This window comes from Aeromonas sp. MdU4, from assembly GCF_041929505.1.
GTDB lineage: Bacteria > Pseudomonadota > Gammaproteobacteria > Enterobacterales > Aeromonadaceae > Aeromonas.
The window spans coordinates 63937-77595 of sequence record NZ_JBHFMW010000030.1 but is presented as its reverse complement, the minus strand read 5'-3'; the positions used below and the strand labels follow the sequence as shown (position 1 = coordinate 77595).

The 13659-nt window shown below is 61.4% G+C and carries 13 protein-coding genes; 8 read left to right on the top strand and 5 right to left on the bottom strand.

Annotated elements, in window-relative coordinates:
- The first annotated feature begins 42 nt into the window (after window positions 1-42).
- Complete coding sequence (locus ACE1BR_RS18370) at window positions 43-1032, top strand: serine/threonine protein kinase (RefSeq protein ID WP_374872833.1); 990 nt, start codon at window positions 43-45, stop codon at window positions 1030-1032.
- Between the two features lie 136 nt (window positions 1033-1168).
- On the top strand, window positions 1169-1777 hold the full coding sequence (locus ACE1BR_RS18365; protein ID WP_374872831.1) for a thiol:disulfide interchange protein DsbA/DsbL: 609 nt from the start codon (window positions 1169-1171) through the stop codon (window positions 1775-1777).
- Window positions 1778-1849: 72 nt separating this feature from the next.
- Here ACE1BR_RS18365 and pncB read toward each other — a convergent pair whose 3' ends face one another.
- Both pncB and ACE1BR_RS18355 read right to left on the bottom strand, forming a co-directional pair.
- Window positions 1850-3028: a nicotinate phosphoribosyltransferase gene (pncB, locus tag ACE1BR_RS18360; RefSeq protein WP_374872829.1), complete on the bottom strand. Its 1179-nt coding sequence runs from the start codon at window positions 3026-3028 to the stop codon at window positions 1850-1852.
- Between the two features lie 89 nt (window positions 3029-3117).
- Window positions 3118-3753, bottom strand: a complete 636-nt coding sequence (locus tag ACE1BR_RS18355) for a nicotinamidase (RefSeq protein ID WP_374872827.1) — start codon at window positions 3751-3753, stop codon at window positions 3118-3120.
- 74 nt (window positions 3754-3827) lie between these two features.
- On the opposite strand from ACE1BR_RS18355, the gene ACE1BR_RS18350 reads away from it, so the two are divergent.
- Both ACE1BR_RS18350 and ACE1BR_RS18345 read left to right on the top strand, forming a co-directional pair.
- Window positions 3828-4478, top strand: a complete 651-nt coding sequence (locus ACE1BR_RS18350) for a DNA mismatch repair protein MutT (RefSeq protein ID WP_374872825.1) — start codon at window positions 3828-3830, stop codon at window positions 4476-4478.
- On the top strand, window positions 4475-4972 hold the full coding sequence (locus tag ACE1BR_RS18345) for a DUF523 domain-containing protein (protein WP_374872823.1): 498 nt from the start codon (window positions 4475-4477) through the stop codon (window positions 4970-4972). Before ACE1BR_RS18350 ends, ACE1BR_RS18345 begins: the two co-directional genes overlap by 4 nt.
- On the opposite strand, the gene ACE1BR_RS18340 is transcribed toward ACE1BR_RS18345, so the two are convergent.
- The 3 genes from ACE1BR_RS18340 to ACE1BR_RS18330 form a co-directional block, all read right to left on the bottom strand.
- Window positions 4903-5862 (bottom strand): acyltransferase, encoded by a 960-nt coding sequence (locus ACE1BR_RS18340; protein WP_374872821.1) that lies wholly within the window; start codon window positions 5860-5862, stop codon window positions 4903-4905. The two genes, ACE1BR_RS18345 and ACE1BR_RS18340, sit on opposite strands and share 70 nt — an antisense overlap.
- A gap of 6 nt (window positions 5863-5868) precedes the next feature.
- Complete coding sequence (locus ACE1BR_RS18335) at window positions 5869-6768, bottom strand: acyltransferase (RefSeq protein WP_374872819.1); 900 nt, start codon at window positions 6766-6768, stop codon at window positions 5869-5871.
- A 126-nt stretch (window positions 6769-6894) separates the two neighbouring features.
- On the bottom strand, window positions 6895-8409 hold the full coding sequence (locus tag ACE1BR_RS18330) for a YifB family Mg chelatase-like AAA ATPase (protein WP_374872817.1): 1515 nt from the start codon (window positions 8407-8409) through the stop codon (window positions 6895-6897).
- A 384-nt stretch (window positions 8410-8793) separates the two neighbouring features.
- Here ACE1BR_RS18330 and ilvG point away from each other — a divergent pair, with 384 nt between their 5' ends.
- The 4 genes from ilvG to ilvD all read left to right on the top strand — a co-directional run bounded on the left by ilvG (window position 8794) and on the right by ilvD (window position 13659).
- Entirely contained in the window at window positions 8794-10440 is a 1647-nt protein-coding gene (gene ilvG, locus ACE1BR_RS18325) for an acetolactate synthase 2 catalytic subunit (protein ID WP_374872815.1), read from the top strand.
- A complete protein-coding gene (gene ilvM / locus ACE1BR_RS18320) occupies window positions 10437-10715 on the top strand; it encodes an acetolactate synthase 2 small subunit (RefSeq protein ID WP_005339613.1) in 279 nt (92 codons plus the stop codon). The genes ilvG and ilvM overlap by 4 nt, the downstream gene beginning before the upstream one ends.
- A gap of 12 nt (window positions 10716-10727) precedes the next feature.
- Complete coding sequence (locus tag ACE1BR_RS18315; RefSeq protein WP_374872813.1) at window positions 10728-11672, top strand: branched-chain amino acid transaminase; 945 nt, start codon at window positions 10728-10730, stop codon at window positions 11670-11672.
- Window positions 11673-11817: 145 nt separating this feature from the next.
- Complete coding sequence (gene ilvD / locus ACE1BR_RS18310) at window positions 11818-13659, top strand: dihydroxy-acid dehydratase (protein ID WP_374872810.1); 1842 nt, start codon at window positions 11818-11820, stop codon at window positions 13657-13659.

Below are 13659 nucleotides of genomic sequence, written 5' to 3'. Positions count from 1 at the left end.
GGGCAGTAGTGATAGAATGGGGCGCAACGGCGCCCCTTTCTTATGGTGGATGACATGCGTTTCAACTATTCCGACCTCACACCCGACCTCATCATGGATGCGCTCGATCTCAGTGGCCTGCGGCTCGATTCCGGCCTTATCGAGCTCAACAGCTACGAAAACCGGGTCTACCAGTTTCAGGATGAGGATCGTCGCCGCTATGTGGTGAAGTTCTATCGTCCCGGCCGCTGGAGCCGGGCCCAGATCCTCGAGGAACACGAGTTTGCCACCCGTCTTGCCGAGGCGGAGATCCCGGTCGCCGCGCCGCTCGCCTTCGCCGGTGAGACCCTGCTGGATCACCAAGGCTATCCCTTTGCCATCTGGCAGAGCGTCGGTGGCCGCCAGTTCGAGGTAGACAACCTCGATCAGCTGGAGTGGGTGGGACGTTTTCTCGGCCGTATCCATCAGATCGGTGCCAGCAAGCCGTTTCACCATCGGGTGCGACTCGATGTGGAGAGCATGCTGCACGAACCGCGTCAGCTGCTGGCGTCCGGCGAGTGGCTGCCGAGCGGGCTGGCCAAGCAGTTTTTCGGCGTGCTCGACGAGCTGATCAAACATGTCAGCGATGCGATGACACTGGATGTGGCGCAGATCTCATTGCATGGCGACTGCCATCCGGGCAACATCTTGTGGCGCGACGGCCCCATGTTTGTCGATCTCGATGATTGCCGCAGCGGCCCTGCGATTCAGGATCTCTGGATGATGCTGAGCGGCGAGCGCCACGAGCAGCAGATCCAGCTCGATACCCTGTTGGCGGGCTACGAGGAGTTCATTGAGTTCGACTCGCGCGAGCTGGCGCTGATCGAGCCGCTGCGGGCGATGCGCATAGTCCACTACATGGCCTGGTTGGCGCGGCGTTGGGAAGATCCTGCCTTCCCCCGTCACTTCCCCTGGTTCAATACCGATCACTACTGGCGCCAGCAGATCGCCACCCTGCACGATCAGCTGGAGGCGCTCAAAGCACCGCCGCTGAGCCTGATGCCGGGATGGTAAGGTGACGGGGTGGTGGCCAGCCTGCCCAGGGGAATGGACCTCATTGGGCATTGACGGCGGGATGGCGAAACAATAGGCTTGGCACTGCTTCGGTTCGCCGGGCGTGCCTCACAGTGATCCCTTAACAGGAAACATCATGAAAAAAATCCTATTTTTCCTTGCTGCCATGCTGATGATCCCCATGGTTCACGCCGCCCCCCAGTTCAAGGAAGGCGTCAACTACGATGTGGTCAAACAGACTGGTACCGCCCAGCCGGAAGTTATGGAGTTCTTCTCCTACTACTGCCCGCACTGTGCCACCTTCGAACCGATCGTTGAGCAACTGCAGGCCGGTCTGCCGAAAGGCGTCACCCTGAAGAAAAACCCGGTTGCCTTCCTCGGCCGCGAAATGGGCCCCGAGATGCAGCGTGCCTACGCCGTTGCCAGCCTGCTCAATGCCGAAGCCAAGCTGACCCCGGCCATTTTCAACAAGATCCACACCCAGCGTCAGCCGCCGATGAGCCGCGATGACGTGAAGCAGATCTTCGTGGATAACGGTGTACCGGCTGAAGAGTTCGTCGGCGCTGTCGACAGCTTCGCCGTCTCCGGCATGGTCTCCCAGTTCGATCGCAACACCGAGAGCTACAACATTCGCGGTGTGCCGGCCTTCCTGGTGAACGGTAAGTATCTGGTGAAGATTGAATCCATCACCTCCCAGGAGCAGTTCAACCAGCTGGTGCAGTTCCTGCTGACCAAGAAAGACTGACCGCTCATAAGTCGATAAAAAAGCCCGCCGATGCGAATCGGCGGGCTTTTTGTTTTCTGGCGATCTCGAAGATCAGACCCCGACGTGGAACGCCTGCTTGAGGTTGCGGATAAACTCCGCATCCCGGCAGAGGGTCTTGCCCGGGCTGTCGGAGATCTTGGCGACCGGGCCGCCGTTGCACTCCATCAGCTTGAAGACGATGTTCATCGGGCTGACGCCGGGCAGATCGCAGGTGAGCTTGGTGCCGATGCCGAAGCTGGTATTGATGCGGCCACGGAAGTGGCGCAGCAGCTGCACTGCCTTGTCGAGGTTGAGCCCATCAGAGAACACCAGGGTCTTGTCGGTGGGGTCGATACCGAGGCGCTGGTAGTGGCTGATCGCCTTTTCACCCCACACCACGGGATCGCCGGAGTCGTGGCGCAGACCCTGATAGCTGCTGGCCAGCTCGAAGTCGAAGTCGCGCAGGAAAGCATCCATGGTGATGCAGTCAGTCAGGGCGATGCCCAGATGGTCGGTGAATTCATCGAGCCAGCTGGTGAGGGCGGCGCGCTGGCTGTGCTCAAGCGGGAAGCCGAGCTGCTGGTGCGCCTGGAACCACTCGTGGGCCTGGGTGCCCACTGCGGGCAGTTTGTACTTCTGGGCCAGCAGGTAGTTGCTGGTGCCGCGAAATGCCGGTAGCCGCTCTTTGAGGCGACCCACCACAGCATCCTGCACCGCGTGGGAGAAGCGACGGCGGGTGCCGAAGTCGATGAGGTTGAATTCGGCCATCTCTTCGCGGCTCAGCTCCCGTTCCAGCTTGTCGATCTTCTGATCGAGCAGCTCCAGGGCGTGGCTGACGCCGAACTGGGGGTAGCGGAAGCGGTTGCGCATCTCGCTGATGATGGCGAGCACCGGGATTTCCCACAGGATCACATCCTGCCAGGCCCCTTCGACCCGCACATTGATACGGCCATCCTTCTCGAACACCTTGAGCAGAGAGGCATCGAGCGGCTTGCGGCGCAGATGGTCGAGGTAGTCCGGGGTGAAGAAGGGGCGCTCGGCGAGAAAATTGAGTTCGGGTCTGGTCAGTCGCAGGGATCCGGCGAGGTGCAGCTGCTCCTCGATCTGCCCCATCATGGGCAGCAAGTCTTCCTCGTTGCGGCTATGGAATTCGGCCACCACTTCGGCATCCGGATAACGGTGGAACACCGCCTGCTGCATGTGCAGTTTGTAGGCGTCGGTGTCGAGCAGACTGGTGAGAATCGGTGGCATATCAGGCTCCCCGCAGGCGGGCGAACGCCAGTTGCATATGTAAATTGCAGGCGCCGGTATCGAGCAGGCTGGTGAGGATGGGTGGCATATCAGGCGTCCAGCAGGTGTTGTACATCGATCAGGGTCTGGGCCAGTTCGGCACCAGCCTCGATCATCTGGGTGTGGGCGCTGGCAACCGTCGCAGGGGCGATGCCACGGCAAGCATCGAGATGGACGATCACCCGGAAACCGGCGCGTCGCAGTTGCAGTACGCTGGTTTTGACGCAGTAGTCGGTGGCGAGACCGCCGACCAGCACGGTGTCGACCTTGCGCGCTTGCAGAAATTCGATGAGACCGGTGCTGCGCTGTTCGGCCAGGTCGTGGAAGCAGGTGCCGTAGGGATGCAGATCCGGCTCGACCCCCTTCCAGACGAAGAAGTCATAGTCGATGGGGGCAGGCAGACCGTCGAGCAGCTCGAAGCCTTTGCTGCCGGGTACGCAGTGCACTGGCCAGGTGAGATCGGCATTGGGCAGATCCAGTGGCAGCAGCATGCCTGCGGGGTCAGAGATGGCCCAGTCGGTATTGGCCGGGTGAGCATCTTTACTGCCGATCCGCAGCGTGGCGAGGGTGGCCTGAGCGTTGAGCGCAGCCACAATATCATCACCGCCCACGACGGGCAGTTCGGTTGGGCAGAGGGGGGTAAAGCCCTTCTGCGCATCAATATCCAGGCTGGCGACGGTTCCCATGATTGGCTCCTGCACATACTATTCATGTGATATTATCTACCAAACATTAATGGAAGGCGAGCAGGGCGATCGGCATGCTGAGAATGAGTCTGGATATGGTGGTGCTGCGGTTGCATGACGAACGGCTCGAGCTGTTGCTCGAGACCCGTGATCGCCCCCCCTTTGCCCACTGCTGGCAACTGCCAGCGCTGCGCATCGATGAGACTCGAGATCGGGACCTGGATGCCGCCCAACGCCGCCTGCTGGCGGAGTGGGGGCTGGGTGACTGCTATAGCGAGCAGGTCTGCACTCTCGGCAGTCTGGAGCGGGATCCCCGCGGCTGGTCCACCACCCTGGTCTATCTCTGCCTGGTCGATCCACAAGTCGAAGCCGTACGCGGTTGCTGGCATCCGATCTCCAACCTGCCGGGGCTGAGTCTTGCCTTCGACCACCTCCAGCTCATCGCCAAGGGGATGGAGCGGCTGCGGATCAAGAGCCGCTACAGCACCTTGCCACTGCAACTGCTGGGGCCCGAGTTCACCCTTTCTGAAGTGCAGCGTGCCTTCGAGATCATCCTGCAAACTCCGATGAATACGGCCGCCTTTCGCAAGCGGATCCATCGTGCCGGCATTCTGGTCGACACTGGTCGCAAGCGTACCGGCAAGCAACGCCCCGCCATCCTCTATCGGTTGGAGAGCCCTTGCTGCGTGATGTTCGATCAGATGATGCATGGAGCGGAAGCGTGAGTGAGTCCCCTGTCCGTGTGCTGGTGAGCGCCTGCCTGCTGGGTCAGCCGGTGCGTTACGATGGCCAGAGCAAGGGGATCGTCAGCGATTGGCTGAGCGAGCTGGGTGCCGAGGGGCGAGTGCTGGCCTTCTGCCCCGAAGTGGCGGGCGGTTTGCCGACCCCGCGTCCTCCTGCCGAGCGGCAGGGCGAGCGGGTGGTGACGGCGAACGGGTTGGATGTGACCGCCGAGTTTGAGCGCGGCGCCCAGCTGGCGCTGGAGATCTGTCAGGCGCAGGGCATTCGTTTCGCCCTGCTGAAAGAGGGGAGTCCCTCATGTGGCAGCGGCCGTATCTATAACGGCCGCTTTGAAGGGGTTTCTGTGGCGGGCGAGGGCAAGACCACCGCCCTGCTGCGCCGCCACGGCATTGCGGTGTTCTCCGAAGATCAGTTGGTCGAGTTGGCCTCGGCGCTCTCTTTGGACTCCTCTTTGGCGGCTACCGGCAGCGGCGCCTGACCACTCTGCCACCCCTCCAGCACCTCGTCCTTCTCCTGCCAGCGCTGGTTTAGCCACTCCTGAAAACCCCGTTTGAACTGCTTGTCATTGAAGTAGTCGCCGACCAGCGTCTCATCTACTGGCAGCTCCTCGATTCGTACCTGAATCCGCTTCATCCGTCCCATCAGAAAGTCTTTGAACGGGGTCTCGGCATTGTCCGGGTAGCGGATGGTGACGTTGATCAGGCTGTCAAACTGCTCCCCCATGGCCGCCAGCGTAAAGGCCAGACCCGCCGCTTTGGGCGGCATCAGATGGCGGTAGCGGGAGCGGGCCGCATCCCGTTTCTGCTCGGTGAAGCGGGTCCCTTCTACAAAGTTGATAACGGTGGTGGGGATGTGGCGAAACTTCTCGCAAGCGTTGCGGGTGGTCTCGATATCCTTGCCGCGCAGGTGCGGGTTCTTCAGCAAAAACTCCCGTGAATAGCGGCGCATAAAGGGCATGTCGAGCCCCCAGCAGGCGAGCCCCAGCAGCGGGATGTAGATCAGCTCGTGCTTCATGAAGAACTTGGGCACCGGCAGCCGGTCCCGGAACAGGTGACCTAGCACCACGATATCGGTCCAGCTCATGTGGTTGCTGATGATGAGATACCAGCCATCTTTGCGTAGTCGGGTCTCATCTTCGATTTGCCAGTCGATGCGCATCGTGAGGCGGATCACCAGCGCATTGCAGGCGAGCCACAGGCGCATGAAGCGGTTGTTGAGGAGACTGCAGGCGCGGCCAAAAGCCGGAACTGGCAGCAGCAGTTTGGCCAGCGAAACCAGCAGGATCAGGCTGGCGCACAAGGCGGTGAACAGAATGGTCAGGCCTGCGCTGATGATCAGCACCAGCGGGCCGGGAAGCAGGGATAGCATGGATGTCTACTGCGCCTTGGTTGCCAGCAGTTGGCTCAGGGTCTGGTCCTTCTCGTGCCAGATCCCGTTCAACCACTGTTGAAACTCTTGTTGGAACTCGGGGTCATTGAAGTAATCCCCCACCAGCTTGCGGTCGATCGGCAAATAGCGGACCTGAACCTTGATTTGCCCGACCCGGCCGCACATGAAGTCCCAGTAGCTGGGTATGCCGTCCGGATAGGCGATGGTGACATCCACCAGTTGATGCAACTGGTCACCCATGGCTGCCAGGGTAAAGGCGATGCCTCCTGCTTTCGGGTGGAGCAGGTGACGATAGGGCGATCCCTGCTTCTGATGTTTGGTGTTGGTGAAGCGGGTGCCTTCGACGAAGTTCATCACACTCACCGGAATGTGGCGAAACTTGGCACAGGCTTTACGGGTTGTTTCTATATCTTTTCCCTTCAAATGGGGGTGTTTTTCCAGAAATTTCTTGGAATATCGCCGCATGAAGGGGAAGTCGAGCGCCCACCAGGCTAGACCGAGAAAAGGTACCCAAATCAGCTCTTTCTTGAGGAAAAACTTCAGAAAGGGGATTTTTTGGTTAAAAACCCGCTGCAGTACCAGTATGTCGACCCAGGATTGATGGTTGGCAATCACCATATACCACTCATTCCGGTGCCCTTTGTCCACTCCGACCACCTCGAAAGGGGTTTTGATGATGGTTTTCTGGATCAGATTGTTGAAACCGATCCAGCAGCTGGCACAGCCATCCAGCAGCCAGTTGCAGAGGGTGTGCCACCCCTTGAGTGGCAGCGGCAGCTTGAGCAGACCCAGCAAGAAGATGGGGATAAACCAGAAGAGGGTATTGAAAAAATAGAGCAGGGTGGAGAGGCTGCCGCGCAGTCGCTCTGTCAGCTTGTTGGGCATGGGTTCGGGTCCGTCTTGCTGTCGATAAAAGGCCATCAAGTGGTCAGATCTGTGGCCATAATATCAGCCGCTGGCCTGTGAGACTATTAAGAGCCGTCACAGGCCGGACTCACCCTTTCCCCTCTATCAGCTGCTGCGCAGCCGTGACAGCAGCCGATCCATGGCGCGATAGCCGAGCGCCTCGATGAGATGTTCCTTGCCGATGGCGGGCTGTCCGGCCAGATCGGCGATGGTGCGCGACACCCGCAGGATGCGGTGCCAGGCCCGGATGCTGAGCCCCAGCTTCTGGATGGCATTTTCCAAAAACTCGGCATCTTGTTGCGATAGTCGGCAAATATCCTCTATCTCGCGGCTATCCAGCAGGTTGTTGAGCTTGCCATTGCGACTGAGCATGCGCTCCCGCGCTGCCAGCACCCGATCGCGGATCTGCTGGCTCGACTCCCCCCGCTCCGCTTTGCCGGTCAGACTCCCTTTGGGCAGCAGTGGCACCTCTACCGTCAGATCGAACCGGTCGAGAAAGGGGCCGGAGAGCTTGCCGAGGTAGCGCAGGATCTGATCCGGGCTGGAGCGGGTCTGGCCATCGCCATAGTGGCCGCAGGGGCTGGGGTTCATGGCGCCGACCAGCTGGAAGCGGGCGGGAAAATCGACCTGACGGGCGGCCCGACTGATGGTGATGTGGCCAGTCTCCAGCGGCTCGCGCAGGGAGTCGAGCACCTTGCGCTCGAACTCGGGCAGTTCATCCAGAAACAGCACCCCGTTGTGGGCTAGGGATATTTCACCGGGCCGCGGGTGGCTGCCGCCGCCAACGAGCGCCACCGCCGAGGCGCTGTGGTGCGGTGTGCGATAGGGCCTGTGGTGCCAGTGACCGGCGCGCGGGGTGAGGCCGCCGATGGAGTGAATGGCTGCGGTCTGCTGTGCCTCCTGTTCGCTCAGCGGCGGCAGAATGCCGGGCAGGCGGCTGGCCAACATGCTCTTGCCGGTGCCAGGCGGGCCGATGAACAGCAGGTTGTGGCTACCAGCGGCGGCGATCTCCAGCGCCCGTTTGGCTTGGGACTGGCCGATCACATCCTGCAGATCCGGCACATCGGGCAGGCTCTCCGTGCTCTGGGGATCCGGCAGCGGCAGTTCGTACTGACCCGCCAGCCAGGCGGTGACGGCCAGCAGTTGGTGGGCGGTGCGCACCTCGGCATCCTGAATGAGCGAAGCTTCCGGGCCGTTCTCGCGGGGTACCAGCAGGGTACGCCCCGCATCGCGGCAGGCGAGCACTGCGGGCAGCACCCCGAGCACGGGACGGATCTCGCCGGTCAGGGCCAGTTCGCCTAAAAATTCGTGATTGAGCAGGTATTTTGCCGGTATCTGCTTTGAAGCTGCGAGGATGCCGATGGCGATGGCCAGATCGAAACGACCGCCCTCCTTGGGCAGATCGGCGGGGGCCAGATTGACTGTGATGTGCTTGCTCGGGAACTCGAAATTGCCGTTGAGCAGGGCGCTGCGCACCCGATCCCGCGACTCCTTCACCGAGGTTTCCGGCAGGCCCACCATGTTGAAGGCGGGCAGGCCGTTGGAGAGGTGGACTTCCACCGTCACTTGCGGAGCCGCGATCCCGAGGCTGGCACGGCTATAAACCACAGCTAATGACATAAATCCCGTCCTTGAGTTGAAATATGTTCTGACTAACTGCTTGTTACTGGTTTTTTATTCCACAGTTTGGGTTGAGTGACAGCCAAAATCAGTGGGTTGTCACAGAAAAAAGACTTGCCCAATAAAAACCACCGTGCTAGTTCTAATAGCCATTCGCGGTAGAAACCGCCCCAACTTCACAGGATTTCCGGTTGTAACTATGAACATGGCCTCCCGTTTCGTCAGCATTATTGTGGTCCTAGTGGTGATTATTATCTCACCGCTCGGGGCTCGTTTAGCTGCACGGAACAAGGGATAGACCCACCACCGGACAGAACGAAACAAGCGACCCCCGAGCCTCACAGCTCGGGGGTTTTTTTTCGACCACAGGACAGGATTTTCCAGATGAACGGCGCGCAGTTTTTGGTACAGGCTCTCAAGAAACAGGGTGTGACCCAGGTGTTCGGTTACCCGGGTGGGGCCATCATGCCGGTCTACGATGCCCTGTATGACGGCGGTCTGGCCCATCAACTCTGCCGCCACGAGCAGGGCGCGGCGATGGCTGCGGTCGGTTATGCCCGCGCCTCCGGTCAGGTGGGGGTCTGCATCGCCACTTCCGGCCCCGGCGCCACCAATCTGGTCACCGGCCTTGCGGAGGCGCTGCTCGACTCGGTGCCGCTGGTGGCTATCAGTGGTCAGGTGCCCTGTTCCGCCATCGGTACCGATGCGTTTCAGGAGGTCGATGTGCTCGGCATGTCCCTCTCCTGCACCAAGCACTCCTTTATGGTGACCGACGTGGCCGATCTGCCTCAGGTAATCGCTGAAGCTTTTGTCATCGCCAGTGAAGGGCGCCCGGGCCCGGTGCTGATCGATCTGCCCAAGGATGTGCAGTTGGCCGCCGTTCCTACCCAGAGCCCGCTGTTTGCGGTGGCAGAGCAGGAGGCTATCAATCCCGCAGAGTTGACCCTGGCCCGCACTCTGCTGGCCGCCGCCGAGCGCCCGGTGCTCTACGTCGGCGGCGGGGTGGGTATGGCCAATGCCGAGCAGCAGTTGCGCGACTTTGCCGCCGTTACCGGCATGCCTGCGGTCACCACCCTCAAGGGGATTGGTGCGCTCGATCCCGATAGCCCCGTTTATCTGGGCATGCTCGGCATGCACGGTACCAAGGCTGCCAACTATGCGGTGCAGCAGTGCGATCTGCTGCTGGTTGTGGGCGCCCGTTTCGATGATCGGGTGACCGGCAAGCTGGAGGAGTTTGCCCCCGAAGCCAAGGTGATCCATCTGGATGTGGACGCCGCCGAGTTCGGCAAGCGCCGCGCTGCCGAGGTGGGCATCACCCAGGATCTCAAGCGGGTGTTGCCCGCCCTTGCCATGACTCTCGCCATCGACCCCTGGCGTGAACACTGCGCCGCCATGGCCCGCGAGTACGCGTTTCGCTATGACCATCCGGGTCAGGCCATCTACGCCCCGGCCCTGCTCAAACAGCTCTCCGCCCGGTTGCCAGAGAGCAGCGTGGTGGCCTGCGACGTGGGTCAGCATCAGATGTGGGTGGCCCAGCACATGCGCTTCACCAGCCCGCGCAACCACCTCTCCAGCGCTGGTCTAGGCACCATGGGGTTCGGTCTGCCCGCTGCCATCGGCGCCAAGATGTCGCGCCCGCAGGATGAAGTGGTGCTGGTGAGTGGCGATGGCTCCTTCATGATGAACGTGCAGGAGCTTGGCACCATCCGCCGCGCCCAGCTCAAGGTGAAGATGGTACTGCTGGATAACCAGCGCCTCGGCATGGTGCGCCAGTGGCAGGAGCTGTTCTTCGACGGCCGTTATAGCGAGACCATCCTCTCCGACAACCCCGATTTCGTCGCCCTGGCTGCCGCCTTCGGCATCCCCGGCGAAACCATCACATGCAAGGATCAGATAGCCGGTGCCCTCGATCGCCTGCTTAAGAGCGAGAGTGCCTACCTGCTGCATGTGGCTATTTCAGAGGAAGAAAACGTCTGGCCCCTGGTTCCGCCGGGAGTCGCCAACCACCAGATGATGGAGCAACGCCCATGAACCCGCACACCCTTGCCCAGCCAGCATTTGCACAGCACACCCTGCATATCCACGCCCAGCCCAGACCCGAAGTGATGGAGCGGGTGCTACGGGTGGTGCGCCACCGCGGCTTTGCTCTCTGCGCCCTCAACATGGAGCAGGATTGCCAACAGCTGCGGATCACGGTTACTGTCGAGTCGGTGCGTCCCATCCAGCAGTTGTGGAGCCAGCTGGTAAAGCTGGTGGACGTCTCCCGGGTCGATGCACTGGAACAGCAACCCCGGATCAGAGCTTAAGGAGCAAAACCAATGTCACAACCTTCCCAATCCGCCACTCACCCGCAATACATCTGGTTCAACGGCACACTGGTGCCCTGGCAAGACGCCCAGGTGCACGTGATGAGCCACGCCCTGCACTACGGTTCCTCGGTGTTCGAAGGTGTACGCGCCTACGATACCCCCAAGGGCACCTGCATCTTCCGTCTGCAGGAGCACACCCGCCGCCTGTTCGACTCCGCCAAGATCTACTGGATGGACGTTCCCTACAGCGAGGCCGACGTGAATGAAGCCTGCCGCACCGTGGTGCGCGAGAACGGCCTGAAGAGCGGCTATTTGCGCCCGCTGGCCTTTGTCGGCAACGTGGGGCTGGGGCTGCATCCGCCGCTGGATGCCAAGGCCGATCTGATTGTCGCAGCCCTGCCATGGGGCGCCTATCTGGGGGAAGAGGGGCTGAAAAACGGGGTGGATGTGTGCGTCACCTCCTGGAACCGGCTCGCTCCCAACACTATTCCCACCGGTGCCAAGGCGGGCGGCAACTATTTGTCCTCTCAGCTGATCAGCCGCGAGGCCAAGCGCAACGGCTTCGCCGAGGGGCTGGCGCTGGACGTGAACGGCTACCTGAGCGAAGGGGCGGGGGAGAACCTGTTTCTGGTGAAGAATGGCGTGCTGTTTACCCCGCCTGCCACTGCCGCCATCCTGCCGGGCATCACCCGTGACACCATCATGACGCTGGCCCGCGATCTGGGCTATGAGGTGCGCGAGCAGGCGCTGCCCCGTGAGGCGCTCTATGTCGCAGACGAAATCTTCATGACCGGCACCGCCGCCGAAGTGACGCCGGTGCGTTCCGTCGATCGAATGAAGGTGGGCGCTGGCAGCCGTGGCCCGGTGACAGAGCAGTTGCAAAACGCCTTCTTCGGCCTGTTCAACGGCCAGACCGAGGACAAGTGGGGCTGGCTCACACCGGTTAACGACTGATAGCAGAGGGGAGGCCAACAAGCCTCCCCGAGTCGCTTCCGGTGAAGGTGCCTGGCGGTGCCTTCACCAGGATCGATTCCCGATCCACTTTTATCATCACCGAATAATGCAGCGAGCCCATATGGGCAATCAGGGAGTAGAGACAATGCCGAAGTTGAGATCCGCCACCACTACCCACGGACGTAACATGGCCGGGGCGCGCGCCCTGTGGCGTGCTACCGGAATGACCGATCAGGATTTCGGCAAACCCATCATCGCCGTGGTCAACTCCTTCACCCAGTTCGTGCCGGGCCATGTCCACCTCAAGGATCTGGGCCAACTGGTGGCCCGCGAGATCGAAGCCGCGGGCGGCGTTGCCAAAGAGTTCAACACCATCGCCGTGGATGACGGCATCGCCATGGGCCACGGCGGCATGCTCTACTCCCTGCCATCGCGCGAGCTGATCGCCGACTCGGTGGAGTACATGGTCAACGCCCACTGCGCCGACGCCATGGTTTGCATCTCCAACTGCGACAAGATCACCCCGGGGATGCTGATGGCCGCTCTGCGCATCAACATTCCGGTCATTTTCGTCTCCGGTGGCCCGATGGAAGCGGGCAAGACCAAGCTCTCCGACCAGATCATCAAGCTGGATCTGGTGGATGCCATGATCCAGGGCGCCGACCCCAAGGTGTCTGACTCCCAGAGCGAACAGGTGGAGCGCAGCGCCTGCCCCACCTGCGGCTCCTGCTCCGGCATGTTTACCGCCAACTCCATGAACTGTCTGACCGAAGCGCTCGGCCTCTCCCAACCGGGTAACGGCTCCATGTTGGCGACCCACAGTGATCGCGAGCAGCTGTTCAAGCTGGCGGGTCAACGCATCGTGACGCTGGCCAAGCGTTGGTATGAGCAAGACGATGCGTCGGCGCTGCCGCGCAATATCGCTACCAAGGCGGCGTTCGAGAACGCCATGGCACTGGATATCGCCATGGGTGGTTCCACCAATACTGTGCTGCACCTGCTGGCGGCGGCGCAGGAGGCGGGCGTCGACTTCACCATGGCCGATATCGACCGCATGTCGCGCAAGGTGCCGCAACTGTGCAAGGTGGCGCCCTCTACCCAGAAGTACCATATGGAAGACGTGCATCGCGCCGGTGGTGTGGTAGCGATTCTGGGCCAGCTGGAAAAAGCGGGTCTGGTGCATGGCGATACCCGTACTGTGCTGGGTTGCTCTCTTGTCGAACAGCTCAATGAATATGACGTCAGCCGCCAGCCGAGTCAGGAGGTGGTGGACTTCTACCGCGCCGGGCCAGCTGGCATCCGCACCACCAAGGCCTTCAGTCAGGATTGCCGCTGGGCCGAGCTGGATCTGGATCGCGCCGAAGGGTGCATCCGCTCGCTGGAAAATGCCTACAGCCAGGAGGGTGGCCTCGCTGTGCTCTCCGGCAACCTCGCAGTCAATGGCGCCATCGTCAAGACCGCCGGGGTGGATGAGGAGAACCTCACCTTCCGCGGCCCGGCCCGGGTATTCGAGAGTCAGGAGAGTGCGGTGAACGGTATTCTCGACGGCACCGTGAAAGCGGGCGAAGTGGTGGTGATCCGCTACGAAGGGCCGAAAGGGGGCCCGGGTATGCAGGAGATGCTCTACCCGACTACCTATCTGAAATCCATGGGATTGGGCAAGGCGTGCGCCCTCATCACCGATGGCCGCTTCTCCGGCGGTACTTCGGGCCTCTCCATTGGCCACGTCTCGCCGGAGGCTGCCTCCGGCGGCACCATCGGTTTGGTGGAGGATGGCGACATCATCAGCATCAACATCCCGGCTCGCAGCATGGTGCTGGAGGTGGCCGACAGCGTGCTGGCTGCCCGCCGCGTCGCCGTGGAAGCTCGTGGCTGGAAGCCGCTCGATCGTCAGCGTCAGGTCTCCTTTGCCCTGCGCGCTTATGCCATGTTCGCCACCAGCGCCGACAAGGGTGCGGTGCGTGATCGTTCGATGCTGGGGGAGTAA

Bases quoted from the DNA above. Each gene is read 5' to 3' on its own strand.
- ACE1BR_RS18365 (WP_374872831.1), top strand. From the start codon at position 1,169: ATGAAAAAAATCCTATTTTTCCTTGCTGCCATGCTGATGATCCCCATG.
- ACE1BR_RS18355 (WP_374872827.1), bottom strand. From the start codon at position 3,753: ATGGGAACCGTCGCCAGCCTGGATATTGATGCGCAGAAGGGCTTTACC.
- ilvM (WP_005339613.1), top strand. From the start codon at position 10,437: ATGAACCCGCACACCCTTGCCCAGCCAGCATTTGCACAGCACACCCTG.
- ACE1BR_RS18315 (WP_374872813.1), top strand. From the start codon at position 10,728: ATGTCACAACCTTCCCAATCCGCCACTCACCCGCAATACATCTGGTTC.
- ACE1BR_RS18340 (WP_374872821.1), bottom strand. From the start codon at position 5,862: ATGCTATCCCTGCTTCCCGGCCCGCTGGTGCTGATCATCAGCGCAGGC.
- ACE1BR_RS18350 (WP_374872825.1), top strand. From the start codon at position 3,828: ATGCTGAGAATGAGTCTGGATATGGTGGTGCTGCGGTTGCATGACGAA.
- pncB (WP_374872829.1), bottom strand. From the start codon at position 3,028: ATGCCACCGATTCTCACCAGTCTGCTCGACACCGACGCCTACAAACTG.
- ACE1BR_RS18330 (WP_374872817.1), bottom strand. From the start codon at position 8,409: ATGTCATTAGCTGTGGTTTATAGCCGTGCCAGCCTCGGGATCGCGGCT.
- ilvG (WP_374872815.1), top strand. From the start codon at position 8,794: ATGAACGGCGCGCAGTTTTTGGTACAGGCTCTCAAGAAACAGGGTGTG.
- ilvD (WP_374872810.1), top strand. From the start codon at position 11,818: ATGCCGAAGTTGAGATCCGCCACCACTACCCACGGACGTAACATGGCC.
- ACE1BR_RS18370 (WP_374872833.1), top strand. From the start codon at position 43: ATGGTGGATGACATGCGTTTCAACTATTCCGACCTCACACCCGACCTC.
- ACE1BR_RS18335 (WP_374872819.1), bottom strand. From the start codon at position 6,768: ATGCCCAACAAGCTGACAGAGCGACTGCGCGGCAGCCTCTCCACCCTG.